Source organism: Streptomyces sp. BE303, from assembly GCF_036290945.1.
GTDB lineage: Bacteria > Actinomycetota > Actinomycetes > Streptomycetales > Streptomycetaceae > Kitasatospora.
Genome location: NZ_JAQYWZ010000959.1, coordinates 42,341 through 66,598 on the forward strand (window position 1 = coordinate 42,341; position 24,258 = coordinate 66,598).

Genomic DNA, 24,258 nt, shown 5'->3' on the forward strand with positions numbered 1-24,258 from the left:
ATGCGCCGCGTGATGTGGTTCACCGACCTCAGGCGCGAGGACGTCACCTCGGTCGGCGGCAAGAACGCCTCGCTGGGCGAGCTGATCGGGAACCTCGGCCCCCAGGGAGTCCGGGTGCCGGACGGTTTCGCCACGACGTCCGACGCGTACCGGGAGTTCCTTCACACCGGGGGCTCCGCGGGCGGATCGGGGAGCAGATCGACCGGCTGCACGGCGGTGCCCGGCTCGCCGAGGTGGGCACCGCCGTGCGCGCCGCAGTACTGGCCACCCGACTGCCCACCGGTCTGGAGAACGAGCTGGTCCGGAGCTACGGGCAGTTGGCCCTGAGGACCGGGAGGTCGGACCCCGATGTGGCGGTGCGCAGCAGTGCGACGGCGGAGGACCTGCCGGAGGCGAGCTTCGCGGGTCAGCAGGAGACGTTTCTGAACGTTCGGGGCCCTGGGGCCCTTCTGGACGCCTGCCGACGCTGCTACGCGTCGCTGTTCACCGACCGGGTCGCCCTGGAGTGCCGGGCGCTGCGCGAGGTCCGGGACGAGCGCGGCCTCACCAACGTCGTGGTGATGATCCCGTTCTGCCGGACACCGCAGGAGGCCGACCGGGTACTCGCCGTGATGGCGGAGAACGGCCTGGCTCGCGGCGGCAACGGGCTGCGGGTCCACGTGATGGCGGAGATCCCTGCCAACATCCTGCTCGCCGAGCAGTTCGGCGAGCGCTTCGACGGCTTCTCGATCGGCAGCAACGACCTCACCCAGCTCACCCTCGGTGTGGACCGCGACTCCGACCTGCCGGCGCACCTCTTCGACGAGCGGAACCCCGCCGTCACGCGCAGCATCGAGGGCCTGATCGCCACCGCGCACGCCGCCGGGGCGCCCGTCGGACTGTGCGGGCAGCGCCCGAGCAACGACCCCGGGTTCACACGTTTCCTGGTCGGAGCCGGAATCGGCTCCGTCTCGGTGACGCCGGACAGCTTCGCCGCCGTCAAGCGGCACGTCGCCGCCGCTGAGGCCGAAGCCGGGAACCCGTGACCAGGACAGCCCGTCGAAACGGGGGAACGATGGGAGACCGGGGGGATCCCGATCCGGAGGTCGCCATGACGACAAGCGGCAGTGCCGCTCCCCCGGAACCGCGCCGCCCGGGCCTGCTCACGTTCCTCGGCGGGGTCGGGACCGTCACCGGGAGCAAGTTCCTGGTGGAGACCGACCACGCCCAAATCATGATCGACTGCGGCCTGTTCCAGGGCCACGCGGAGCTTCGCCGCCGCAACTGGCGCGCGCTGCCGCTCGATCCCGCCGACGTCCGCGCGGTGGTACTCACCCATGCACACCTGGACCACTGCGGCTACCTGCCACGCCTCGTCCGCGAAGGTTTCCGCGGACCGATCCTCACCACCGCCAACACGGCGCGGCTGGCCGAGCTGATCCTGCGCGACAGCGCCCACCTGCTCCGCGAGGACGCCGACCACGCCAACGGACACGGCTGGTCCAAGCACCGGCCCGCCCGGCCGCTGTACGACGAGGACGACGTGGAGCGCACCATCGGGATGTTCGACCCCCTCCCGCTGGAAACCGATGTGGAGATCATCGGCGGCACCTTCCTCCGGCTTCACCACGCCGGACACGTCCTCGGCTCCGCCTGGGCACACGTCACGCTGGAGGACGGGCACACCCTCGCCGCCAGCGGGGACCTCGGCCGCCCCGTCCACCCACTGCTGCGACCGCCCGAGCCGTTCGACGGCGCCGACGTGCTGCTGATGGAGTCCACGTACGGCAACCGCCATCACGAGGAGACGGCCGCCCGCGAATGGTTCGCCCGCGCCATCGAGCGGACCCTCGCCCGCGGCGGCACCGTCGTCATCCCCTCCTTCGCCGTCGACCGCACCGAGGTCGTCCTGCACCAGCTCGCCGAGCTCCGGCGGGCCGGCCGGCTCCCCGCGGGAGCACCCGTGTACGTCGACAGCCCGATGGCGCTCGCGGCCCTGCAGATCTACCGTGAGGCGTTCGCCGCCCACTCCCCCGAACTGCGTCCCGACGTGCTCCGCGAAGGCACGACGGCCCTGGACCCAGAACCCTTCTCCCTGATCCACTCGCTCCGGGAATCACTGGAACTGGAACGATCCAGCGTGCCGTCCGTCCTGGTCTCCGCCTCCGGCATGGCCACCGGCGGGCGGGTCGTCCACCACCTGCGCCGGCTCCTGCCCGACCCGCGGAACACCGTGGTCGTCGTCGGCTACGCTGCGGCCGGCACCCGGGCCCGTGACCTGGTGGACGGCGCCAAGGTACTGAAGATGTACGGCACCTACGTGCCGGTCCGCGCCGAAGTGGTCAACGTGCCCGCGTTCTCGGCCCACGCGGACGCCTCCGAGGTGATCGACTGGCTCAGGAAGGCCCCACCACCCAGCGCCACCTACCTGGTGCACGGCGAACCGGAGGGCTCCAGGGAACTGCGCGACCGGATCGACCGCGAACTGGGCTGGACGGCCGTCGTCCCGCGCTCGGGCGAGCGCGTTCTGGTGCGCTGAGGGCCCCGAGCCTGCGGGCCTTCACATCCGAGGACCGCGCCGGAGAGGAAGCCATGGCACCGGATCCCGCCGAGCGGCCGTCCGACCGCTCCGAAGGCCCCGACCCGCGAGAACCGATCGCGCTGCTCTTCCGTGATCTGCGTACCTCACCCCGGGGCCTCTCCGAGCGAGAGGCCGCCCGACGCCGGGCCGTCTACGGCCCCAACACCCTCGCGCGACGCGGAGGTCGCCGTTGGCCGCGCGAACTCGCCCAGCAGTTCACCCACCCGCTGGCCGTGTTGCTGGCGCTGGCGGCGGCACTCGCCGCCGCCAGCGGCGCCCCCGCGCTCGCGGTGGCGATCGTCGCCGTCATCCTGCTCAACGCCGCGCTCGCCTTCGTCCAGGAGCAGCAGGCGGAACGTGCGGTGGAGGCGCTGGCGGCCTTCCTGCCGGAGGAGGCGGCCGTGGTCCGCGACGGTGTCGAGCGGGACGTGCCCGCCCGGTCACTGGTCCCGGGCGACGTCCTGGTGGTCGAGGAGGGCGAGCGGATCTCCGCGGACGCCCGGCTGCTCTCGGGCGGCGTCGAGGTCGACCTGTCGGCCCTGACCGGCGAGTCGGTGCCGGTGTTCCGCTCGGCGGACCAGGTGGATGCCGAGGGCTCGTTGTCGGACGCCAGGGACCTGCTGTTCTCCGGCACGACGTGCACGGGCGGCCAGGCCCGGGCGGTGGTCACCGCCACCGGCATGCACACCGAGCTCGGCCGGATCGCGGCACTCAGCCAGCGCACCCGGCGCGAGGAGAGCCCGCTGGAGCACCAGGTCAAGCGGGCCGCCCGGCTGATCGCGGTGGTCGCGGTCGGCGTCGGGCTGGCCTTCCTGCCCATCGGCCTCGCCGCAGGCCTCTCACTCGCCGCCGCCGCGAGCTTCGCGATCGGCCTGCTGGTGGCGAACGTTCCGGAGGGCCTGCTGCCGACCATCACCCTGGCCCTTGCCTCCGGGGTCCGCGACCTGGCACGGCGCGGCGCGGTGGTCAAGCGGCTGTCCGCCGTCGAGACGCTGGGTTCCACGACCGTCGTGTGCACCGACAAGACGGGCACCCTGACCGAGAACCGGATGCTGGTGACGACGGTGTGGACGCCGGACGGCGAGAGCACCGTCGACAGCACGGTGGAGGCGCCGCCACAGGTGCTGCTGCTCGCCGGGGCCGCAGCCGCCTGCACGACGGCCCACCCGGCCGCCGGCCACGGCGACCCGACCGAGCTCGCGCTGCTCGCGCTGGCCGCCCGGCTCGGCGTGCCGTGCCCGCCCGAGCGGCGCGATCTGGACCGTCGGGCAGTGTTCCGTTTCGACCCGCGCATCAAGCTCATGACCACCGCCGACGCCGTGGACGGCACGGTCGTACTGCACACCAAGGGTGCGCCGGAGGAGGTCCTCGCCCGTGCCTCCCGGCTCCTCGACCACGAAGTGGAGCGTGCCCTCACACCGGACGACAGGACCGCGGTGGTCGGCGCCGTCGGTGTCCTGGCGGCCCGGGGACTGCGGGTGCTGGCGGTGGCCCGACGGGCACTGACTCCCGGCGAGCCGCCACCTGCCCGACGGGAGGAAGCCGAGCGGGAGCTGTGCCTGGTCGGCCTAATCGCCATGGCCGACCCTGCCCGGCCCGAGGTCGCCGACGCGATCGGGCTGGCCCACCGGGCCGGTATCAGCGTGCACGTCGTCACCGGTGACAACGGCCTCACGGCGGCCGCCATCGCGGCGCAGGTCGGCATCGGCCACCGCGGTTCCCGCATCGTCACCGGCACGGAACTGGCCGCGATGAGCGAGACGGAGCTGGACGCGCTGCTCGCCCGGGGCGAGGAGGTGGTCTTCGCCCGCACCTCTCCCGAGGCCAAGCTGCGGATCGCCGACGCGCTGCGCGCCGAGGGCCACACCGTGGCGATGACCGGGGACGGCGTCAACGACGCCCCCGCCCTGCGGCGCGCCGACATCGGCGTCGCCATGGGGCGCTCCGGCACCGACGTCGCCCGCGAGTCGGCGACCATGGTGCTGACCGACGACAACTTCGCCACCATCGTCGCGGCGGTCGAGGCGGGACGGCGGACGTACGACAACATCCGCAAGTTCATCGTCTACATCTTCGCCCACGCCGTCCCAGAGGTCGTCCCCTTCCTGGTGTTCGCCCTCGCCGGCGGTGCCGTTCCGCTGCCGCTCACGGTGATGCAGATCCTGGCCGTCGATCTCGGAACCGACACCCTGCCGGCTCTCGCACTCGGCCGCGAACGCGCCGAACCGGGACTGATGGACCGCCCCCCGCGCCCGCGCGACGAGCGGGTGATCCAGCCCGCGATGCTGGCCCGGGCGTGGGGCTTCCTCGGACTGATCTCGGCCGTCCTGGTAATGGCCGGGTTCCTGCTCACGCTGACGCTGGGAGGCTGGCACCCCGGCGACCCGACCGGCACCGGCACCGCGCTGCACCTCACCTACCAGCAGGCCACCACCGTCACCTGGCTCGGCATCGTCACCTGCCAGATCGGCACCGCCTTCGCGGCCCGCACCGACCGCGCGTCGCTGCGCTCCATCGGCGTCCTCAGCAATCCCCGGCTGCTCGGCGGCATCGGCTTCTCCCTCGCCTTCGCGGCCGCGATCGTCTACCTGCCGCCGCTGCAGCACGTCTTTGGGACGGCAGCGCTCACCCCGGGGCAACTGGCCGTCGTGGTGCCGTTCCCGTTCGTCGTCTGGGGCGCGGACGAGCTGCGCAGGGCCCTGGTGCGCCACCGCGCCGCACGCCACGTCGCGCCGGTCGCCGTCGCACCTGCGCCGGTGCGCCACAGCACCGAGACCTCCGGGCACCACCCGCTCGCCGTCCTCCTCGCACGCCACGGCTGGAGCGCCCACCGGCTCACGCACGCCCTCGGTGTCAGCGAGCAATCGGCCGACGAGATCGTCGCCCACGCCCGCCGAATCGCCGCCGAACACGGCCGCCGCGCGCCGTGAGGCGAACACCCCGTGCCCGGGCCGAGTCGAACACGGGATCCATCTCAGCCCCTCCGGCGTGACGGGAGGATCAGCCGACGCGCACCCAGCCGTGCCGCGCCGAAGGCCACCACCCCGGCTGCCGCAGCCACTGCGATGTCCGGCCAGGACAGCGGAACCGTCAGCAGGACGTCCTGGAAGAGCGGCAGGTACAGCGCCGCCATCGCGAGCCCCGCCGACGCCAGTACGGCGGCCGGGAGGAAGGGGTTGGCCCGGGTGAACAGCCGCTCACGCAGCCCGAGCACCACACCGAGCTGCGCCGCCAGCAAGGTCAGGAACAGTGCGGTCTGCCAGGGCCTCCCGGCCGACTCGGCCCACAGCGCGGCCGCCAGGCTCACGGCGGTGACCACCGCACCCAGCGCGAGGACGCCCTGCCAGAGACCGGCTCCGAGCACGGGCTCGCGGGGGGACCGCGGCGGCCGCCGCATGGCCTGTGCGGAGACCGGTTCGGCGCCGACCGCCACACCGGTCAGACCGTGGGTGAGCAGGTTGATCCACAGGATCTGACCGGCGCGCAGCGGCAGCGCGAGGCCGAAGAGCGGGCCGAGCAGCATGACCAGGATCTCCGCCGCTCCACCGGAGAGGGCGTACAGCAGGAAGCGGCGGATGTTGTCGTAGACCCGGCGTCCTTCCTCCACGGCCGCGACCAGGGTGGCGAGTTCGTCGTCGGCGAGGACGAGGTCCGCGGCCTGGCGGGCCACCTCGGTGCCTCGCCGGCCCATCGCCACCCCGATGTCCGCTTGTTGCAGCGCCGGCCCGTCGTTGACGCCGTCCCCGGTCATCGCGGTGACGGCGCCGGCGGAGCGCCAGGCCTCGACGATGTCGAGCTTCTGCTGGGGGTTCGTGCGGGCGAAGACCCGCACGGACGTGAGGTCGCCGACGGCACCCGCGGCGACCTCACGTCCGGTGGCCACCCGGCTGCCGACCGGGCCCGTCCCGGGATCCAGGAGCCCGACCCGCTCGGCGACGGCACGGGCCGTCGCCGGGTGGTCGCCGGTGATCAGGACCGGTGTGATCCCGGCGCGCCGGCAGGCGGCGACGGTCGTGGCGGCCGCGGGCTTGGGCGGGTCGCTGAGCGCCGCCAGACCGAGCAGCCGGAGGCCCGCCTCGACCGGGCGGTCGGTGGTGTCCCGGGTCCCGGAGGCCACCGCGAGGACACGGTAGCCGTCGGCGGCGAGCCGCGCCGCGTGGTCGGCGGCGCGCGCCAGCGTGTCGGCGTCCTCGTCGAGGACGGCAGGGTCGAGGACGGCCTCGGGCGCTCCTTTGAGACAGATCTCGTACCGCCCGCCGGGCGTCCGGTGCACGGTCGTCATCCGTTTCCGGAGGCTGTCGAACGGCAGCTCGTCCACCCGCGGGGACTGCTCGGCGAGCGAGGCCGGGTCGAGGCCCGCCTTGGCCGCCGCCGCCAGCAGGGCCGCCTCGGTCGGATCGCCGAGGGCCGTCCACGGCCCGTCCACGCCGGGCTGTGGCGGCCGCAGCGAGGCGTCGTTGCACAATGCCACCACCCGCAGCAGCGCCCCGACCCCGGCCCGCCCGCCCGGTGGCTCCACCAGGACCTCGCCCTGCGGCCGGTAGCCGGTGCCGGTCAGCGCGGCCTCCCACCCGGGTGCCCAGAGCCGCTCGACCACCATCCGGCCTTCCGTGAGCGTGCCGGTCTTGTCGGTGGCGAGCACGGTGACCGCGCCGAGCGTCTCGACGGCCGGGAGCCGACGGACAACGGCGTGGCGCACGGCCATCCGACGGGCGCCGATCGCGAGCGCGAGGGTCACCACGGCGGGCAGCGACTCCGGTACGGCAGCCACGGCGAGGCTGATGGCCGTCACCGCCATCGCCTCGGGGGCCTGGCCACGTGCCAGCCCGAGGGCGAAGACCACCGCGCAGAGGGCGACGATGACCGCGGCCAGCACCCGGCCGAGTCCGGCGAGGCGCCGCTGCAACGGGGTGGCCCGGGGCCGCGGGTGGAGCGAGGTCGCGATCCGGCCGAGGGCACTGTCGGGACCGGTCGCGGTGACGGTCGCCATCGCCCGGCCCCGCACCACCACCGTTCCCGCGCTGAGACCGCCCTCAGCGGTGACCTCCTTCTCCACGGGGACGGATTCGCCGGTCAGCATCGCTTCGTCCACCAGCAGCGCGGATGCCTCGGACAGCTCGGCGTCGGCGGGGACGATGTCTCCTCCGGCCAGTAGAAGGACGTCGCCCGGCACCACGGCGGCGGCCGCCACCTCGCGCTCCCGGCCGTCGCGCAGCACCCGGGCTGCCGGTGCGGAGAGCGCCGAGAGCGCTGCCACCGCGTTGTCCGCGCGGACCTCCTGGGCGACACCGACGGTCGTGTTCACCACGACGACGAGGCCGATCACGATCGCATCGGCGTGGTCACCGGTCGCCACCGTCAGCACGACGGCCGCGAGCAGCACGAGGATAAGGGGATCGCGCAGTTGTGCGGCGACCCTGGTCCACAGCGGAGGGGTCGGCACCGCCCCGACGTCGTTCGGCCCGTGCTCGGCGAGAATCCGGGCTGCCCGCTCCTCGGTCAGACCGGTCGGACGGCTCGCCGTCCGTGTCATGCGATGTCTCGGGCGGCCGGATCGAGGCCGCCCTGGTCCAGCCGGAACGGCGGGTAGGAGTCGGTCATCAGGGCCGCGTACGCAGCCACCCGGAACACCCAACGGTTCAGTCCGACGAGGAGGTCGAAGAGACCCGGCGGGTAGCGCCTGGTGGCGGCGAGCGCCACCCCCGCGAACAGTGTCAGCAGGCCGATCAGGCCGCCCCCGCCCCAATCCTCGTGGTAGCCGCCCACGAGGATTCCGACGACCAGGTAGTGCGGAAGCGCGAGCAGCCACCACTTCACCAGCACCAGGCCCCGGGAGAGTTCGCCCGGCGGGGCGATGTACAGCGTCGCGGGGTAGTCGGGTTCCTCACCGAGGCTGAACGGCGGATACCGGTCGGTGCCCAGACCTCCGCAAGCGTAGTAGGACACCCGCCACGACCAGCGCAGAACACCGAGGTTGAAGTCGAACACCCCGCGCGGGTAGCGACCGGTGAACAGGATCGCGAAGAACGCGACCACGGTGAGCAGGACGAAGCCCACCCACAGGAAGCAGAGGACGATCCAGTGCGGGATGACCAGGATCCACTTGACCAGCCAGAGCCAGCGAGAAAGGGGCGGGTCCAACCGGGCTTCCACCCGCACGGGTGACGGGGTCGTGGCGGCCACGGCGATCACCTCCGGAGCGACGCGCCGCCGCCGGCGGGTGCCGGTGCGGCGCGTTCTCGGACACCTTCATGGTCTCTCCGGAGCCGGAGGTCCGCGAGGTCCGGCCGGCCGTGTGCACGGAGCCCGCAGAGGGCGGAGAGTGGGACGGACAGGGCCCCGTGCCCTCTGCGGTCCCATCGCAAGGGGCTTCGGCCGCTCGGCACACTCGGTGAGCGAGGTACGCCATGGATCGAGACCCCCCGGTGGCACGCGCAATCGTGGTCGGAGTGGACGGGTCACCCTCGTCGCGGCAGGCACTCCGATGGGCGGTCGAGCAGGCGCGGCTGACCGGCGCCACAGTGGAGGCGGTCCTCTGCTGGACGCTCCCGACGGTGTACGGGCGCGCTCCCGTGTCGGTGAACCGCGAACTCGACCATGCCGCCGAGAAGGTACTCGCTCAAGCCGTCGGCGAGGCGATCGGTGACGTCCGGCCGGTTCGACTCCGGGAGACAGCCGTACTCGGCAACGCCTCCGAGGTTCTGGTGGAGAGGTCGCACGGGGCTGACCTGCTCGTCGTGGGCAGCCGGGGTCACGGCGGATTCGCCGGCGCGCTGCTCGGATCGGTCGGCCAGCACTGCGTGCAGCACGCGCGGTGCCCGGTCGTCGTCGTGCGCGCCGACACGGCCTGAAGAGGGCGGTGAAAAGACCGACCCGCCGGCATCGGCTACGGCCCTCCCGGGCCCGCCACCCCACGGCGTCCGGTCAACGAGATCCTCGACCTGAACGGCCACCGGCCCACCGTCGGGCCGTGACCTCGCCGACCCCACATCGCCATCGCCGCATCGTCACAAGGAGGTTCACGTCGTGGAGACCACGCAGGAGAGTACCCAGGCCGTCGTCGTCGGCGTCGACGGCTCGCCGTCCTCGATGGCGGCACTGCGCTGGGCCCTAGAATTCGCCCGACTGAGCGGCTCCGCAGTGGAGGCCGTGGCAGCCTGGGACTATCCTCCGCTGAGCGGCTGGGGACTGTCGGTCCCAGGCCCGGAGATCGAGGAGGCGGCCCGCCTGGCCCTGGCGGACGTGGTGAAGCGGGAAGCGGAGGCGATACGCCCTCCCGTGCCGATCCGCCAACGGACCGAGTACGGCCACCCCGCGGACATCCTGCTGGAGGCCTCCCGCCGGGCCCGCCTCCTGGTCGTCGGAACAAGAGGCCTGGGAGGCTTCACGGGCACCCTGCTCGGTTCCGTGAGCCGGCATTGCGTGGAACACGCCCACTGCCCCGTGGTCGTCGTCCGCGGCGTGCCCTCCTGAGGGCTTTCCCCCGTCCTTCAATCCACCGCACCGGGTGCGCGGCGCCGCCGCCGGAGCCGGGTCCGCCGTAGCAGACCGCAGTCACGCTGGTACCTGCCCGCCGACAGCGCGCCGGTCGGCGGCCCACCCGGACGCCGCTCCGAGGCCGGACGACCGGTACCGGTGCGGCCGGCCCGACGGCGAGGGCCGGTCGACCCTCGCGCCGGGTACCACGACCTCCCTAGTGTGGAGCACAGGGCAGGCCGCACCCGGTCGGCCCCTGGTCCGGTGGAGAAACCATGACATCCGCCAGCAACACGCACTCGATCGTTCTCGGCGTGGACGCACGTGCCCCCCAGACGATGGCGGTGGCCTGGGCGGCCGACGAGGCCCACCGCCGCGGTCTGCCTCTGCGGCTGGTCCACGCCCTTCCACCGCTGTCCCAGGACCCGCACGTCCTCGGGCTGGTTCGGCACCACAAGGAGCTGCGTGAGCACGGCGAACAGGCTCTGGGCGAGGCCGCTGCCCTCGCCCGGCACCGGCGCCCGGACCTGCCGATGACCACCGCCGTCACCGAGGACGTTCCGGCGCCGGCTCTCTGCCGGGAGTCCGCGCAGGCCGAACTCGTCGTCCTCGGGTCGCGCAGGCTCAGCCGCTTGGAAGAGGTGCTGAGCGCCTCCTCGGTGACCGTCCCGGTGAGTGCCCAGGCCCACTGCCCCGTGGTCGTCGTCCGCGAACCGGAGCATGTCACCCAGCAACCTCCGTACGTGGTGGTCGGCGTGGACGCCAGCCCCTCGTCAGCCGCCGCGATCGACTTCGCCTTCGACCTCGCCGCGCCAAGGCAGGCCGCGCTGCGCACCCTCCTCATCTGGCAGTCCCACCTCGTCGGCCACATTCACGTCGACGAGGAGGCCACCGTCCAGTCCCTGCGGCGGCTGCTGGACGAGGCCACGGCCGGGCGCCGCGCGACGCACCCGGACATCACGCTGACGCACGAGGTGATCCGCGGCCACCCCGTCGAGGAGCTCGCCAAGGCCTCCGAGCACGCGCTCGCCGTCGTGGTGGGGCGCCGTGGACGGGGCGGCTTCACCGGCATGCGGCTCGGGTCTGTCCCGCACGGCCTGCTGCACCGTGCCCACTGCCCGGTCATCACCGTCCCCGCCGTCCCGGTCGGCGGGCGCTGAGGACGACCGCCTCCCGACGGGACCTCGACCGCTCGGCCCCGTCGACCCGGACGGTCGGCGTGCGAACCCGACACGGGCGAACGATGCCGCAAGAGCGCGGGCGCTGCTCGGTGAGGCCGCTGCCGGCCTCTGACCTGCGTCCCGCTCAACCGCGACGGCGCCCGTCAGGTCCGGCCGGTTGGCTTCCCCGCGCGTCCCGAGCAACGCTTGGAAGGGCATACGGATGCTCCTCGTCCCCGGCAGTACCAAGAGAAGGAAATGAGCACGCACACCTCTCCGACGGCTCCTGGCGACATCGCACGGCGCGCGGTTGATGCCCTCAGTTCCGGCGATCTCGACCGGTTCGCCGAACTCGTCCACGAGGACGTCGCCTTCGACATCCTCCCGTTCGGGGTCCCCTCACTCGCGGCCGATACGGCGTCCCGTGATCTCGTCAGGATGGATGCGAATCCACAGCGGACGGTCACCACCGGCCCACGGGGTGGTACCGGGGAGCCGCGACAGCCGCTGCTGTTCGTCAAGATCCTCCACGTGACGGGCCCGGCCGACGACGAGGACGCTCCAGCCCCGGCTCCCACGGTCGTCGATGTGGTCCACCTGGAACGAGACCGGCGATTCGTCGGCCGGAGCGGCGGCGCGTGGTGCCGTCCGGTAGACGACCGTCCGGGAGTCCACGGCGTAGTTGACCGGGTAGACCGCCGGTCCTGGCTCTGCGTTCAGGGCTATCCGGCCGATGCCCCGCGAGCCCATCAGCTCCCAGCACTCGGGCTCGGTGAGGTGGAACAGCACCGGCCGCGCGCCGGCGTCGGTCTGGCCCGGTGGAGCGTCGGCACGGCCCTCCAGCAGCACCGGCCACGTGGTGCCGAGCGCGACCGCGATCCGGACGAATGCGGCAGGGTCGAACGCCGGGCCCACCTTCAGCAGATGGCGCAGATACTGCGGTGCCATGGCCGCCTGGTAGGCGAGTTCCTGCTCCGTCAGACCGAGACGGCTGCGGCGGTCTCTGATCCGGCGGGCGACGTCGGCGGGTTCGGCCCGCTGTACGGCGCCAAGGTCAGGGGTGTGGTTCACGGTGGGCTCCTCGGCTCTCGGACACTGCGCGTCACATCGGGACCAGCGCGACCGGCTCGCTCCTCCGGGGCCGCGAAGCAGCGAGGCCGGCTCCGCTCCCGCCTCAAGCGTTCCTCCACACCGGGAACGTCGCCAGGGGAGGGCCGACCGACGTCCCTGCGGCCCGGATCCGCACCGCCTCCCGCCCGGCGCGGTCCCGCGTCCGCGTCTACGCTGGTCAGTGGCATCGGGCGAGCCGAGGAGGGCCCCTTGGACAGCGCATCGGAGAGTTCCGCTGCTGTCCCGAGGCTGCGACTGGACGAGCTGCTGGACGAGCTTCAGACCAGGTTGGACGCTGCCCGGGGCACCCGTGACCGGGTGCACAGCCTGCTGGAGGCCGTGCTGGCTGTCGGGCGCGACCTGGAGCTCGCCCAGGCTCTGCGGCACATCGTGGAAGCGGCAGTGACCCTGGTGGACGCCGAGTACGGCGCGCTGGGCGTGATCGGCGACGACCGGAGGCTGTCCCAGTTCATCCCCGTAGGCGTCACAGACGAACAGACGGCGCTGATCGGCGGCCTGCCGGCCGGCCACGGCGTGCTGGGTGAACTGATCCGCCACCCGCAGCCGCTGCGGCTTGCCCGGATCTCCGACCACCCGGCCTCCTACGGCTTCCCGACCGGGCACCCGCCGATGCGGTCCTTCCTGGGGGTACCGATCCGAATCCGGGACAAGGTGTTCGGCAACCTCTACCTCACCGAGAAGCACGGCGGTGGCGAGTTCGACGCCGAGGACGAGTCGGTGCTGGCCACGCTCGCCGTCGCCGCCGGCGTCGCCATCGACAACGCGCGCCTGTACGCGCAGGCCAAGCTGCGCGAACACTGGCTTGAGGCCAGCGCGGAGGTCACCAACGGCCTGCTGTCCGGCCGTACCGAGCAGGAGATGCTCGACCTGCTCGTCACCCGGGCCTCCCATATCGCCGGGGCAGACCTTGCGGTAGTAGCCGTACCGCTGCCGGGTACCGACGACTTGGAGGTGCGGATGGCCTGCGGGCTGGGCGAACAGCGACACCGGGACCTGGTCCTACCGATAGAGGGGTCATTCGTGGGGGCGGCCGTCCTCACGGGCGGCCCAGTCACGACCACCGATGTGCAGAAGGACCCCAGGATCACCGTCGGACCCCCTCGCTGGGAGGGCATCGGCCCGGCCGTCGCCGTTCCGATCGGCACGCCCGAGCACGGAGTGCACGGGGTGCTGATGCTGGCCCGGGCGATCGGCGCCCCCCTGTTCGACGAGGACGAGTCCGGGCCCCTCCTGGGCTTCGCGGGCCATGCGGCGGTCGCGATGGAGCTCGCCGAGCGGCGCCGCGACTCCGAACGACTCGCCCTGCTCCAGGAGCGCGACCGGATCGCCCGCGACCTGCACGACCTGGCCATCCAGCGGCTCTTCGCCACCGGCATAACCCTCCAGGGCGCCACCCGCTTCATCGACCACCCGGAGGCGACCGACCGCGTCCTACGGGCCATCGACGACTTGGACGACACGGCCAGGACCATCCGCGCGACCATCTTCGGTCTGCGCCTGCGCGAGAGCGGCCCGGCGGCCACCGGCCTGCGGACCCGGGTGATCGAGTCGGTGGAGCGGGCCTCACGGGCACTCGGTTTCACCCCGTCCGTGCGGCTGACCGGCCTGCTCGACACCGCCGTCGTCGTCGACGTCGCCGACGCCGCCGTCGCGGTACTGGAGGAGGCTCTGTCCAATGCCGCCCGGCACGCGAAGGCGAGCACCGTCCAGGTGTCCCTCGCCGCCGGGACGGAGCTGGTGCTCACCGTGACGGACGACGGCGTCGGCCTCCCCGAACACGGCCGACGCAGTGGTCTGGCCAACCTCGCCAACCGGGCCGCCTCGCTCGGCGGCACCTTCGCCATCGGCAACCGGCCCGAGGGCGGCACGGCGCTGGAGTGGCGCGTCCCGCTGCCGCATCCCTGAGGCCCTGGTGGGCCCGACCGGTGCGGTTCCGACACCTACCGGGGGTGGTGGGCCGACTCGGCGTGCGCGGCGATCACGGCCGCCTGGAGACGCCGTTCCACGCCGAGCTTGGCCAACAGCCGCGAGACGTGGTTCTTCACCGTCTTCTCCGCGAGGAACAGCTCCCGCCCGATCTGCCGATTGGTCCTGCCCTCGCCCACCAGGACGAGGATGTCCCGCTCGCGCGGCGTCAACTGGGCGAGCGCGGAGTCGGCCGTGTCCTCCTCGTGGTGGCGCAGGCTCTCCATCAGCTTGCGGGTGGTCTCCGGGTCCAGCATCGACTGCCCCGAGGCCACCGTCCGCACCGCGCTCACCAGGTCGGCGCCCTTGACCTGCTTCAGCACGTATCCGGCCGCCCCGGCCATGATTGCGTCAAGCAGCGCGTCGTCGTCGTCGAACGAGGTCAGCATCAGGCAGGCCAAGTCCGGCATCCGGTCCCGCAGCTCCCGGCAGACGGTCACCCCGTCCCCGTCCGGCAACCGCACGTCGAGCACGGCCACGTCCGGCCGCAACGCCGGCACCCGGGCGAGCGCCTGCGCACAGGTGCCCGCCTCGCCGACCACCTCGATGTCCTGGTCCGCCTCCAGAAGGTCACGCACGCCGCGCCGGACCACCTCGTGGTCGTCCAGCAGGAACACCCGAACGGGCGGCTCGGAGACGGTGGGTTCGGTGGTGTCCATGGCCTGCTCCCTGACTGGTCGCACCGGTGACACTGATTCTGCGCGCCCTGACCGCACGGCGCACCGCAAGTCCGCCCCACCCTGCGTGGGCGCCACGAGGGAGTAACCCCGCAAGGGGACATCACCGGTCTTCGGCCGGGGTCAGCACGCCCGACCGACGGAGACGGGCCCGGTCACCACGTCCTCGGTCAGGCCAGGGCGCCCGGCCTGACCTCGACGCCGACCACGCCCGGCACGGACCGGACCGGACCAGCCTTTCCAGGACCGGAGCCGGGACTGCATGGGGCAGGCTGCCGGACAGGGTGATCCGGCCCTCCTCGGCACGGACGTCCAAGCCGTCCTCCGATCCCGTTTCGTTCTGACCGAGCCGGGAGCATCTCCCGAAGGTCACGCGCACGGTTTCGGCAGGGGCGTCACATGGGGCGCCCTCGATGTCGGGCTTCTGGTTCACCGCGCACTCCTTGGCTCGCCGTGTCCGGTCACGTCCGGAAGAGCGCGACCTTGAGGGCGCCGCTACCACCGGCATCGGCGAAGACGTCGTAGGCCTCCTGGATCTCGTCGAGGCCGAAGCGGTGGGTGACCAGCCCGGATACGTCCAACCGCCCGGCAGCCAGCATGTCGAGCAGCAGCGGGGTGCTGTGCGTGTCGACCAAGCCGGTGGTGATGGTGACGTCGCGGATCCAGAGGGTCTCCAAGTGGAGGACGGCGGGCTTGCCGTGCACGCCGACATTGGCCACCCGCCCTCCGGGCCGCACTACGCGGGTGCAGAGTTCGAAGGAGTCGGGAACGCCCACCGCCTCGATCGCCACGTCCACTCCCAGGGCGTCCCTGCCCAGCGCCCGCACTGGCTCAGGGGTAGCCTCCGCCACGGTCAACGCGACGTCGGCGCCCAAGCGCGTCGCGGCGCCCAGTCGGCCGGCCGCGAGGTCGACGGCAATGATCCTGGACGGACTGTAGAGCTGGGCGGTGATGATGGCGGCGAGGCCGATCGGGCCCGCGCCGACCACCACCACGGTGTCGCCGGGGCCGATCCGCCCGTTCTGGACTCCGACCTCGTAGGCGGTGGGGAGGATGTCGGCGAACAGCAGGGCGTCCTCGTCGGACACGCCCTCGGGCAGCCGGTGGAGGGAGTTGTCCGCGAAGGGTGTGCGGACGTACTCCGCCTGACAGCCGTCGACCAGGTGGCCGAGGATCCAGCCGCCGCCTCCGATGCACTGCCCGTAGCGTGCGGTGCGGCAGTAGGCGCAGCGACCGCAGGCGGAAATGCAGGAGACGAGGACGCGGTCCCCGGCCTTGACGGTCCGGACACCGGGGCCGGTCTCGATGACGGTGCCGACGGCTTCGTGACCGAGGACGCGTCCGTCGGTGACCTCGGGAACGTCGCCCTTGAGGATGTGCAGGTCGGTGCCGCAGATGGTCACCGCGTCCACCCGGACGACGGCGTCCTCGGCGTCCAGGACGGCTGGATCCGGTACCTCGCCCCAGGTCCGGCGGCCCGGTCCGTGGTAGGTCAGCGCTTTCATGTCCTGGTCACTCCCATCATCTCTCACCGGTGCGGAACGGCAGTTGCGCCGTCCCGCCTTCCCGTCCAGCGTTGCCCTGCGACGGGTGGTCGCCATAGGGCGGGTGGGGCTAGGTCTCGGGGTCCAGGACTTCGCCTGGCGCCAGACGGGGGGTCGGCGTTCCCTCCGGGCCGTAGCCGAGGCGGATCAGCATCTGGACATGCTCGGGCCCCAGGTGAGGCTCCCGGGCCACCGGGCGCAGGTCCGGCCACTCCATCACCTGGTGCAGGAGCGAGGCCCGTACGTCGTGGACGGTGGCCGTCAGCAGGACGTGTTCCAGGGCGAGCCCGGTGCGCAGCCAGTCCTCGGGGTGGTCGTGCTCGGTGGTGAGCACCGCGAGGCGCGGCTCATGCTCGAAAGTGGCCGGCGGTCGGTGCTCGGCGGGGCGCAGGGAGGCGAAGTCCCGCATCGGCAGGTGGCCCTCCCTGTCCTGCGGGCCCAGGGCGCGGGCCGGGATGCCGTAGGCCGGGATGTCCCCGCTGCGGATCCAGTCGCGGCTCTCGGTCCGCTGGGCGGGGTCGGTGGTGCTGCGGCGCTCGGCCTCGGCGGTGAGTTCGAGCAGCCGGTCGGTCTCCTCCCGGCCGGGGAGGCGGAGGATCGTCCCCTCCCCCCGGGCCGCTGCCACCAGTTGGTCCAGGACGTCGGCCGGCACGGGCCGGTCGGTGAACGGCGTGCGGATGGAGTGGCGGCGCCAGATCGCGTCGTACAGGACCTCCGTGCCGGGGAGACGGACCGGGGACGTCTCGTCCAGGCGGACGGCGGCGAACAGGTCCGGGTCGGCGGGGTCGGGCAGCAGGCGGACCTCGGGTGCCCAGCCGAGGTGGCGGGCGGCGACCCGGAGGTTGAGCACCGCCGCGCCGACGGAGATGTGCATCGCCCGTCCCTCGGGGTCGGTGGCCGGCAGGGCGCGCTCCCGTGCGGCGCGCACCGCCAGGACCGAGGTCGCCGGATCGAGCCGGAAGTGCCAGGGCTGGCTGTTGTGGATCGAGGGTGCGGCCACGGCCGCGGAGACCAGCTTCTCCAGGGTCGCGGCGTCGAGTGCGAGGGTGGTCATGGCGGGCTCCCGGGGTGTGCCGTCAGCCGGCGGGCGGGCTGTCGCCGGAACGCAGTACCTCCAGGCGGTGGCGGTACTCGTCGGCGTCGATCTCCCCGCGGGCGAAGCGCTCGGCGAGCAGTTGCTCGGGCGGAATGCGTCCGGGCGGCGGGGAGGGGTGCGTGCCCTGCGGATGCTGCGGGGCCTGCACCAGGTGGCGGACGAGGAGGACGACCGCCACGACGACCAGTCCCCAGAACAGCAGCATCCCGACGGCCATCAGGCCGAAGCCCCAGCCGTTCATGCCGTGATCGTTCCAGTACGTCATCGTGGGCTCCTCGGCCGGACGGGGTGGGGCTGCTGCCCCACCTCCACCGTGCATCCGGGGCCCGGGCCGTGCATGGGCCGACCGGCCCTGTGCGCGGGGCCGGTCGGACCCGGTGCGGCCCGGGCCCGCTCAGTGGGCCGATCGGCCCCGCGCACAGGGCGCCGGGGCGTCGGCGACACGCCCCCTGCCTCACCCCTCCCGTGCGGCGGCCGGTCGGCGCAGTCGTCGTAGGTAGGGGTCGAACGACGGGCGGGGTTCCAGTCTGACGCGGGCGTCGACGCGGACGGCGCCGTCGGGCCGGGCGATCAGGGGGTTGAGGTCCGCCTCGGCGAGCTGGGGAAGGTCGGCGGCGAGCCGGGAGACCCTGGCGAGGACGTCACGGACCGCCGCCAGGTCGACCGGGGGCTCGCCCGAAGGGCCCGAGAGCAGGGGCGCGCCACGGAGTTCGGTGACCATGGTGGTGAGGTCGTGCTCGGTGAGCGGCGCGAGGCGGGCGGACCGGTCGGCGAGGACGTCGGCGGCGGTGCCGCCCATGCCGAGCACGACGAGCGGGCCGAAGACGCGGTCCTGGACCACGCCGACGAGAAGCTCGACACCCGGCGCGGCCATCGGCTGCACCACCGCACCGCTCAGCCGACCGCCGAACTGCTCGCCGAACCGACGGAAGGCGGTCCTGGCGTCGGTGTCCGTGGCGAGCCCGGTGCGCACGGCGCCGGCGGCACTCTTGTGGACCTGGCCGGGCCAATAGGCCTTCATCGCGACCTCCCCCCTGTGCCCGAGCCCGCGCAGACCTTCGGCTGCGGCCGCGGCGGTGCCCTCGTCCGGTGCCCACACCGAGGTGATCAGCGGCAGGCCGTAGCAGTCCAGGAGGTCGGCCGTGGCCACGGGGTAGAGCCAACCGCCGTCCGGGTGGGCCGCGAGGTGGGCCCCGACCATGGACCTGGCGGCATCCGGGTCGCAGCCGGGTACGTCGGCCTCGGCGGCGAACGGCTCGGCCAGCCAACGGGCCCGGTCGCGGGCGTGCACCAGCGCCCGGGCGGCGGCCACCGTGTCGGAGTACGCGGGCAGCAGGCCGCCGTCGGCGCACGTCAGGTAGCGAACGGGTACCTGCTGGTCGAGCAGCACCGCGACGTCCGGGACCCCGTGCCGGGCCGGGCCGTCGAGGAGGGCCCGCACGGGGTCACGGTCACCGGTCGTGGCGAGCGCGGTGGGCACGAGGCAGACCAGCAGCGCGTCGACGGCCCTGTCCCGTTCCAACGCCTTCAGGCAACGTGCCATCTCGGCGGGCCCCACGGCCGCCGTCGTGTCGACCGGGTTGCGCGCCGAGGCTCCGTCCGGAAGGGACTCCACGAGGCCCGGTGCGAGTTCGGGCAGCACGAGGCCCGCGTCGGTGCAGGCGTCGGCGGCCAGGATGCCGACACCGCCGGCGTTGGAGACCACCGCCACGGCTCCGCGTGGTGCGGGGAGCGGTTGGGCGTGCAGCAGCGCCGCCGTCCCGACGAGTTCGTCGATGCTGCGGGCCGCGGTGATCCCGGCCTGCCGGAACAGCGCCTCCCTCGTGACGGTCGGGGTGGCGGCCGCCGCCGTGTGCGAGGCCGCGCCGCGGCGGCCGGCCGGCGAGCGTCCGGCGTCGACGGTGAGGACGGGCAGCTTCCGGGTGACGCGGCGGGCCGTACGCGCGAAGGCCCTCGGGCTGCCGAAGGACTCCAGGTGCAGCAGCGCCAGGTCGGTGCGGCCGTCCTCCTCCCACCACTGGAGCAGGTCGTTGCCGCTGACGTCGTACTTGTCACCGAGCGAGACGAACCCGGAGACGCCGATGCCGAGCCAGGCCAGCCGCTTCAGCAACGCGATGCCGACACCGCCGGACTGGACGGCCACACCGGCGGTGCCGGGGAGGGGGAACGCGCCGCCGAACTCCGCGTCCAGCCGCACGGCGGGGTCGGTCTGCGCGATGCCCAGGCTGTTGGGGCCGACCATCCGCATGCTGTACCGGCGGCAGGCACGCATCAGCCGAACGGCATCGTCCGGCCCGAGGCCGGAGGTGAGCACCACCAGCGCCCGGACGCCGGCCCGGCCGCACTCCTCGGCGACGCCGGCCACCGCAGCCGCCGGCAGGGCCAGCACCGCGAGGTCAGGAACGGCCGGAAGGGCGCTCACCGACGGGAACGCGGGCTCCCCCGCGACCTCCCCGGCGGACGGGTTGACCGCCCACACAGACCCGGCGAAGCCCCCCTGGCGAATCTTCCGCAGCACGGTCTGCCCGACCGACCCCGGTCGGCGCGAGGCGCCCACGACGGCGACCGCGGCCGGTCGCAGCAGCGGGCCGAGGCTGGCGACGTCCGCGTGGCGGCCGCGCTCGTCCACCGCTTCCCGGTAGTGCTCGTCGTTCTCGTCCAGCGGTACCCGCACCCGGATCTCCCCCTGTTCGAGACGACGGTGCACCGGCAGCCCGAGATCCGCGAAGACCCGGTGGACGGCCCTGTTGCCGGCGAGCGTGTCGGCCTCGAAGACGCGGACGCCCCGGGCGCGCGCAGCGTGGACCAGGTGCTCCAGCAGCAGGGTCGCGACTCCCCTGTGCTGCCACTCGTCGGCCACCGCCAGCGCCAGCTCGGCGGTGGCCGGGTCGTCGAGGACCTCGCTGTCGGCCTCGCCGACCAGTTCGTCCCCCGACCAGGCGCCGAGCCCGAGCAGCCCCGGTCGGTCCTGGCCGCACAGCCGTTCCGCGGCCAGCTCCGGGGCCCGCCGACTGGCGCCGAAGAAGCGCAGCCGTCGGCTCTCGGCCGACATCCGGTTGGCGTGCAGGTCGAGCACGGCCGCCCGGTCGGACGACCCGATCTGGCGGATCCCGACCGTCGATCCGTCGGCGATCAGTGCCTCGGCGCTCGGCAGCGGGTACGGGAGGGAGGGCATGGCGTGGCTCCTCTGCGGCTCGGCCCCGGCGGTCAGGACTCCTCCAGCTTCCGCACGGCCGTTCCCGCCGGGAACGGGCCGACCGGCCCGCCTTCCGGCCCGGATCGCCGGGGCCGACCCGGCGCCCGGTGGGGCCCAGCGGCCCTCTCCGCCCGACGGCCCGGGCGCGCATCCTGGAGGAAGGCCGGCCAGCCGTCCGGCGTCGACGACCGTGCCAGGACGGTCCGGGTGACGAAAGGGGCAAACCGTGTTCATGACAGTCAAGGGCGGGGAGCCGAGTAGGGCCCGTCCGTTCCGATCCCACGAGGCCGAGGACACCCCGGCCGGCCCCGGCGACACCGGGCGCCGGATCGCCCTGCGCCGTCGGCAGCTCGGCCTCAGCCGCGCGGAGGCGGCCGCAAGAGCCGGTATGGCGGAGGAGTACCTGGAGTCGTCGCCGGTCGCCGTCGAGGCCGGGGCCCTGCTGAGACTGGCCCACGCGCTCGAAACGACCTCCTCGCAGTTGCTCGGCGGCGGACTCGACGTGCCACCCAGTCGGGCCGCCGCCGCCGCACGCCCGGTCCTGACCGACCTGTCGGTCCCGGAATGCTGGGGCAGGCTCGCACCGGGCGGCGTCGGGCGGGTCGCGTTCACCACGGCCGAGGGACCGGTCGTGCTGCCGGTCAACTACCGCGTACTCGACGGCAGCCTGCTGTTCCGCACCTCCGCGAGAGGTGTCCTCGCCACCGTCCTGGGCGCACGGATCGCCTTCGAGGTCGACCGGATCGACGACGCGTCGCGCACCGGCTGGAGCGTCCTGGCCATGGGCCGGGCCACCGCGTTCGACGAGCCGGAGGCCATCGAACACCTCGTCCGGCGCGACGGCCCGGACCCGTGGGCGGGCGGGCCGCGCGACGTGTGGGTGCGGCTCCGGCCGGCATCCGTCACCGGCCGGGCCGTCCACACGCCGGAGGAACCGGAGGAGGCAGTCCCGGACGGCGGCCGGTGAGCGCCCCGGCGGCACGCTGCGCAGACTGGAAGGGAGCCGACAGGACGGAGGCCCCCACGTGGAACCGGACGCCGTCCCCGCCCTCCCGGCACCCGACCCGGTGATGCCCGACCCATGGACCCTGCGCTACGAGGACTTCGACCCGGCCCAGGAGGGCCTGCGGGAGGTGCTCTGCGCGACCGGCAACGGCTACGTCGTCAGCCGCGGGGCTGCACCCGAGTCGACGGCCGACGGAGTCCACTACCCCGGCACGTACCTGGCCGGCTGCTACGACCGCGCGTCCTCGACGGTCGCGGGCCGGGCGGTCACCAACGAGGACCTGATCAACACCCCGAACTGGCTGCCCCTGACCTTCCGTCCGGCCGGCGGCTCCTGGTTCACCGGCCCGCCCGCCGCGCAGACCCTGGAGCTGGACCTGCGGCGCGGACTGCTGACCCGGCACGCCCTCGTCGTCGACGCCGAGGGCCGCCGGACCCGGCTGGTACAGCGCCGCCTCGCCAGCCAGGCGCAGCCGCACCTGCTCGCCCTGGAGACCACGCTCACCCCGGAGAACTGGTCCGGCCCGCTGGAGATCCGCTCCGCCCTGGACGGCACCGTGACCAACACCGGGGTCGCCCGTTACCGCGGCCTGGCCGCCCGCCACCTGGTGCCCGCCGGCCAGGGTTCGGGGCAGGACGGGTCGCTCTGGCTGGAGGTCGCGGCCGCCGGTTCGCCGCTGCACATCGCGCTCGCGGCTCGCACCACCCTCCGCCGGGAAGGCGTACCCGTCATCCCGGACCGCCGCGCCGACGTCCGGGCGGGCTGGGCGGCCCAGATCCTCACCGTGGACACCCGGCCGGGCCACCCGGTGACGGTGGAGAAGACAGTGGCGGTCCACACCTCCCACGACCCGGCCATCGGGACCCCCCTGCAGGCGTCGTGCCTGCTGGCCGGGCAGGCTCCCGGATTCGAGGAGCTCCTGGCCGCGCACACCCTCCGCTGGGCCGAGCTGTGGCGGCGCTGCCGGATCGAGGCGGACTTCGAGGGCGCCGGACCGCTGCACCTGAACCTCTTCCACGTCCTCCAGACGTACTCCGAACACTCCGTCGACCTCGACGTCGGCATCCCGGCCCGCGGCCTGCACGGCGAGGCCTACCGGGGCCACGTCTTCTGGGACGAGCTGTTCGTCCTCCAACTGCTCAACCTGCGGTTCCCCGAGCTGTCACGAGCCGTGCTGCGCTACCGCCACCGGCGCCTGGACGCGGCCCGCCAGGCCGCCCGGGAGGTCGGCCTCCGCGGCGCGATGTTCCCGTGGCAGAGCGCGAGCGACGGCCGCGAGGAGTCCCAGCGGCTGCACCTCAACCCGATGTCGGGCCGCTGGCTCCCCGACCACAGCCGCCTCCAGCGGCACGTCGGATCGGCCGTCGCCTACAACATCTGGCAGTACTACCAGGCCACCGGCGACTCGGAGTTCCTCGCCGAGGCCGGTGCCGAGACCCTGCTGGAGATCGCCAGGTTCTGGTCCTCGGCCGCGACCTACGACGCTTCGCGGGGCCGCTACTCGATCCGCGGGGTGCTGGGCCCGGACGAGTACCACGACGCCTACCCGTGGTCGGACCGCCCCGGCCTGGACGACAACGCGTACACCAACGTCCTGGCCTCCTGGGTGCTCGCCCGTGCGCTCGACACCCTCGCCGTCCTGCCCGGCTACCGGCGCGACGCCCTGCTGGCACGACTGGCCCTCGACGGCACCGAACTCGACCGCTGGCGCGAGGTCGGGCGACGCCTCCACGTCCCCTTCCACGACGGCGTGCCGAGCCAGTTCGCCGGCTACGAGCGCCTCGCCGAACTCGACTGGGCTGCCTACCGGCACCGCTACCCCGACCTGCGACGACTCGACCGGATCCTGGAGGCCGAGGGCGACACCACCAACCGCTACCGGGTGTCCAAGCAGGCGGACGTCCTCATGCTCTGGTACCTGTTCTCCGCCCGCGAGGTGCGTGACCTGCTCCGCCACCTCGGCTACCCCGCCGGCCACGAGCTGCTGCGCCGCACCACCGGCCACTACCTGCGGCGCACCGTGCACGGCTCGACGCTCAGTTCGGTGGTCCACGCCTGGGTGCTCACCCGCTCCGACCGCCGCGCCTCGTGGCGGCACTTCCGCGACGCCCTGGTCGCCGACCTGCGGGACTCCCAGGGCGGCACCACCGCGGAGGGCGTCCACCTCGGCGCCATGGCCGGCGCGGTGGACCTGTTGCAACGCTGCTACACCGGCCTGGAGATCCGCGAGGACGCCCTCTGGCTGGATCCCCGCCTGCCCTCCGCCCTCGGCCGGCTGGAGCTGGAACTGCGCTACCGCGGCCACTGGGGCGTCGTGATCGCCACCAACCGGCGGGCCGTGACGGTGAGCCTGTCGGAGGGGAGGCAGGAGCCCGTCCAGGTCCGGTTCCGGGGCGCCCCGACCCTCATCCGGCCCGGGGAGGACCACACCTTCCCGCTGTGAACCC

At 73.5% G+C, this 24,258-nt stretch carries 16 protein-coding genes and 1 pseudogene; 9 read left to right on the top strand and 8 right to left on the bottom strand.

The window, feature by feature from the left end:
- The first annotated feature begins 12 nt into the window (after positions 1-12).
- The 3 genes and pseudogenes from PUR56_RS43725 to PUR56_RS40855 all read left to right on the top strand — a co-directional run bounded on the left by PUR56_RS43725 (position 13) and on the right by PUR56_RS40855 (position 5,490).
- A pseudogene (locus tag PUR56_RS43725) lies at positions 13-1,025 on the top strand (PEP/pyruvate-binding domain-containing protein).
- Positions 1,026-1,090: 65 nt separating this feature from the next.
- A complete protein-coding gene (locus PUR56_RS40850) occupies positions 1,091-2,518 on the top strand; it encodes an MBL fold metallo-hydrolase (RefSeq protein ID WP_329952686.1) in 1,428 nt (475 codons plus the stop codon).
- A gap of 53 nt (positions 2,519-2,571) precedes the next feature.
- Positions 2,572-5,490 (top strand): cation-translocating P-type ATPase, encoded by a 2,919-nt coding sequence (locus tag PUR56_RS40855; protein ID WP_329952687.1) that lies wholly within the window; start codon positions 2,572-2,574, stop codon positions 5,488-5,490.
- 44 nt (positions 5,491-5,534) lie between these two features.
- On the opposite strand, the gene PUR56_RS40860 is transcribed toward PUR56_RS40855, so the two are convergent.
- Positions 5,535-8,093 (bottom strand): cation-translocating P-type ATPase, encoded by a 2,559-nt coding sequence (locus PUR56_RS40860; RefSeq protein ID WP_329952688.1) that lies wholly within the window; start codon positions 8,091-8,093, stop codon positions 5,535-5,537.
- Entirely contained in the window at positions 8,090-8,743 is a 654-nt protein-coding gene (locus PUR56_RS40865) for a DUF4389 domain-containing protein (protein ID WP_329952689.1), read from the bottom strand. The genes PUR56_RS40860 and PUR56_RS40865 overlap by 4 nt, the downstream gene beginning before the upstream one ends.
- Before the next feature lie 242 nt (positions 8,744-8,985).
- On the opposite strand from PUR56_RS40865, the gene PUR56_RS40870 reads away from it, so the two are divergent.
- The 3 genes from PUR56_RS40870 to PUR56_RS40880 all read left to right on the top strand — a co-directional run bounded on the left by PUR56_RS40870 (position 8,986) and on the right by PUR56_RS40880 (position 11,196).
- On the top strand, positions 8,986-9,411 hold the full coding sequence (locus tag PUR56_RS40870; protein ID WP_329952690.1) for a universal stress protein: 426 nt from the start codon (positions 8,986-8,988) through the stop codon (positions 9,409-9,411).
- Positions 9,412-9,586: 175 nt separating this feature from the next.
- Entirely contained in the window at positions 9,587-10,033 is a 447-nt protein-coding gene (locus tag PUR56_RS40875) for a universal stress protein (RefSeq protein WP_329952691.1), read from the top strand.
- Between the two features lie 278 nt (positions 10,034-10,311).
- Positions 10,312-11,196, top strand: coding sequence for a universal stress protein (locus PUR56_RS40880; protein WP_329952692.1), 885 nt, complete (start codon positions 10,312-10,314; stop codon positions 11,194-11,196).
- Positions 11,197-11,595: 399 nt separating this feature from the next.
- Here the strand turns inward: PUR56_RS40880 and PUR56_RS40885 are convergent, their stop codons facing one another.
- On the bottom strand, positions 11,596-12,267 hold the full coding sequence (locus PUR56_RS40885) for a pyridoxamine 5'-phosphate oxidase family protein (RefSeq protein WP_329952693.1): 672 nt from the start codon (positions 12,265-12,267) through the stop codon (positions 11,596-11,598).
- A gap of 249 nt (positions 12,268-12,516) precedes the next feature.
- Between PUR56_RS40885 and PUR56_RS40890 the strand changes: the two genes are divergently transcribed.
- Positions 12,517-14,232, top strand: coding sequence for a sensor histidine kinase (locus tag PUR56_RS40890; protein ID WP_329952694.1), 1,716 nt, complete (start codon positions 12,517-12,519; stop codon positions 14,230-14,232).
- A 35-nt stretch (positions 14,233-14,267) separates the two neighbouring features.
- Here the strand turns inward: PUR56_RS40890 and PUR56_RS40895 are convergent, their stop codons facing one another.
- From PUR56_RS40895 to PUR56_RS40915, 5 genes are all read right to left on the bottom strand, one after another.
- Positions 14,268-14,951 carry a response regulator transcription factor gene (locus tag PUR56_RS40895; protein WP_329952695.1) on the bottom strand — a complete coding sequence of 228 codons (684 nt, stop codon included), beginning with the start codon at positions 14,949-14,951 and terminating at the stop codon, positions 14,268-14,270.
- A 479-nt stretch (positions 14,952-15,430) separates the two neighbouring features.
- Positions 15,431-16,474: an alcohol dehydrogenase catalytic domain-containing protein gene (locus tag PUR56_RS40900; protein WP_329952696.1), complete on the bottom strand. Its 1,044-nt coding sequence runs from the start codon at positions 16,472-16,474 to the stop codon at positions 15,431-15,433.
- Between the two features lie 109 nt (positions 16,475-16,583).
- Positions 16,584-17,567: an Acg family FMN-binding oxidoreductase gene (locus PUR56_RS40905; protein WP_329952697.1), complete on the bottom strand. Its 984-nt coding sequence runs from the start codon at positions 17,565-17,567 to the stop codon at positions 16,584-16,586.
- A gap of 22 nt (positions 17,568-17,589) precedes the next feature.
- Positions 17,590-17,874, bottom strand: coding sequence for an SHOCT domain-containing protein (locus PUR56_RS40910; protein ID WP_329952698.1), 285 nt, complete (start codon positions 17,872-17,874; stop codon positions 17,590-17,592).
- 189 nt (positions 17,875-18,063) lie between these two features.
- Positions 18,064-20,784 carry a bifunctional acetate--CoA ligase family protein/GNAT family N-acetyltransferase gene (locus PUR56_RS40915; RefSeq protein ID WP_329952699.1) on the bottom strand — a complete coding sequence of 907 codons (2,721 nt, stop codon included), beginning with the start codon at positions 20,782-20,784 and terminating at the stop codon, positions 18,064-18,066.
- Positions 20,785-21,037: 253 nt separating this feature from the next.
- On the opposite strand from PUR56_RS40915, the gene PUR56_RS40920 reads away from it, so the two are divergent.
- Both PUR56_RS40920 and PUR56_RS40925 read left to right on the top strand, forming a co-directional pair.
- On the top strand, positions 21,038-21,772 hold the full coding sequence (locus PUR56_RS40920) for a pyridoxamine 5'-phosphate oxidase family protein (protein ID WP_329952826.1): 735 nt from the start codon (positions 21,038-21,040) through the stop codon (positions 21,770-21,772).
- 58 nt (positions 21,773-21,830) lie between these two features.
- Complete coding sequence (locus PUR56_RS40925; protein ID WP_329952700.1) at positions 21,831-24,254, top strand: glycoside hydrolase family 65 protein; 2,424 nt, start codon at positions 21,831-21,833, stop codon at positions 24,252-24,254.
- Positions 24,255-24,258 lie beyond the last annotated feature (4 nt).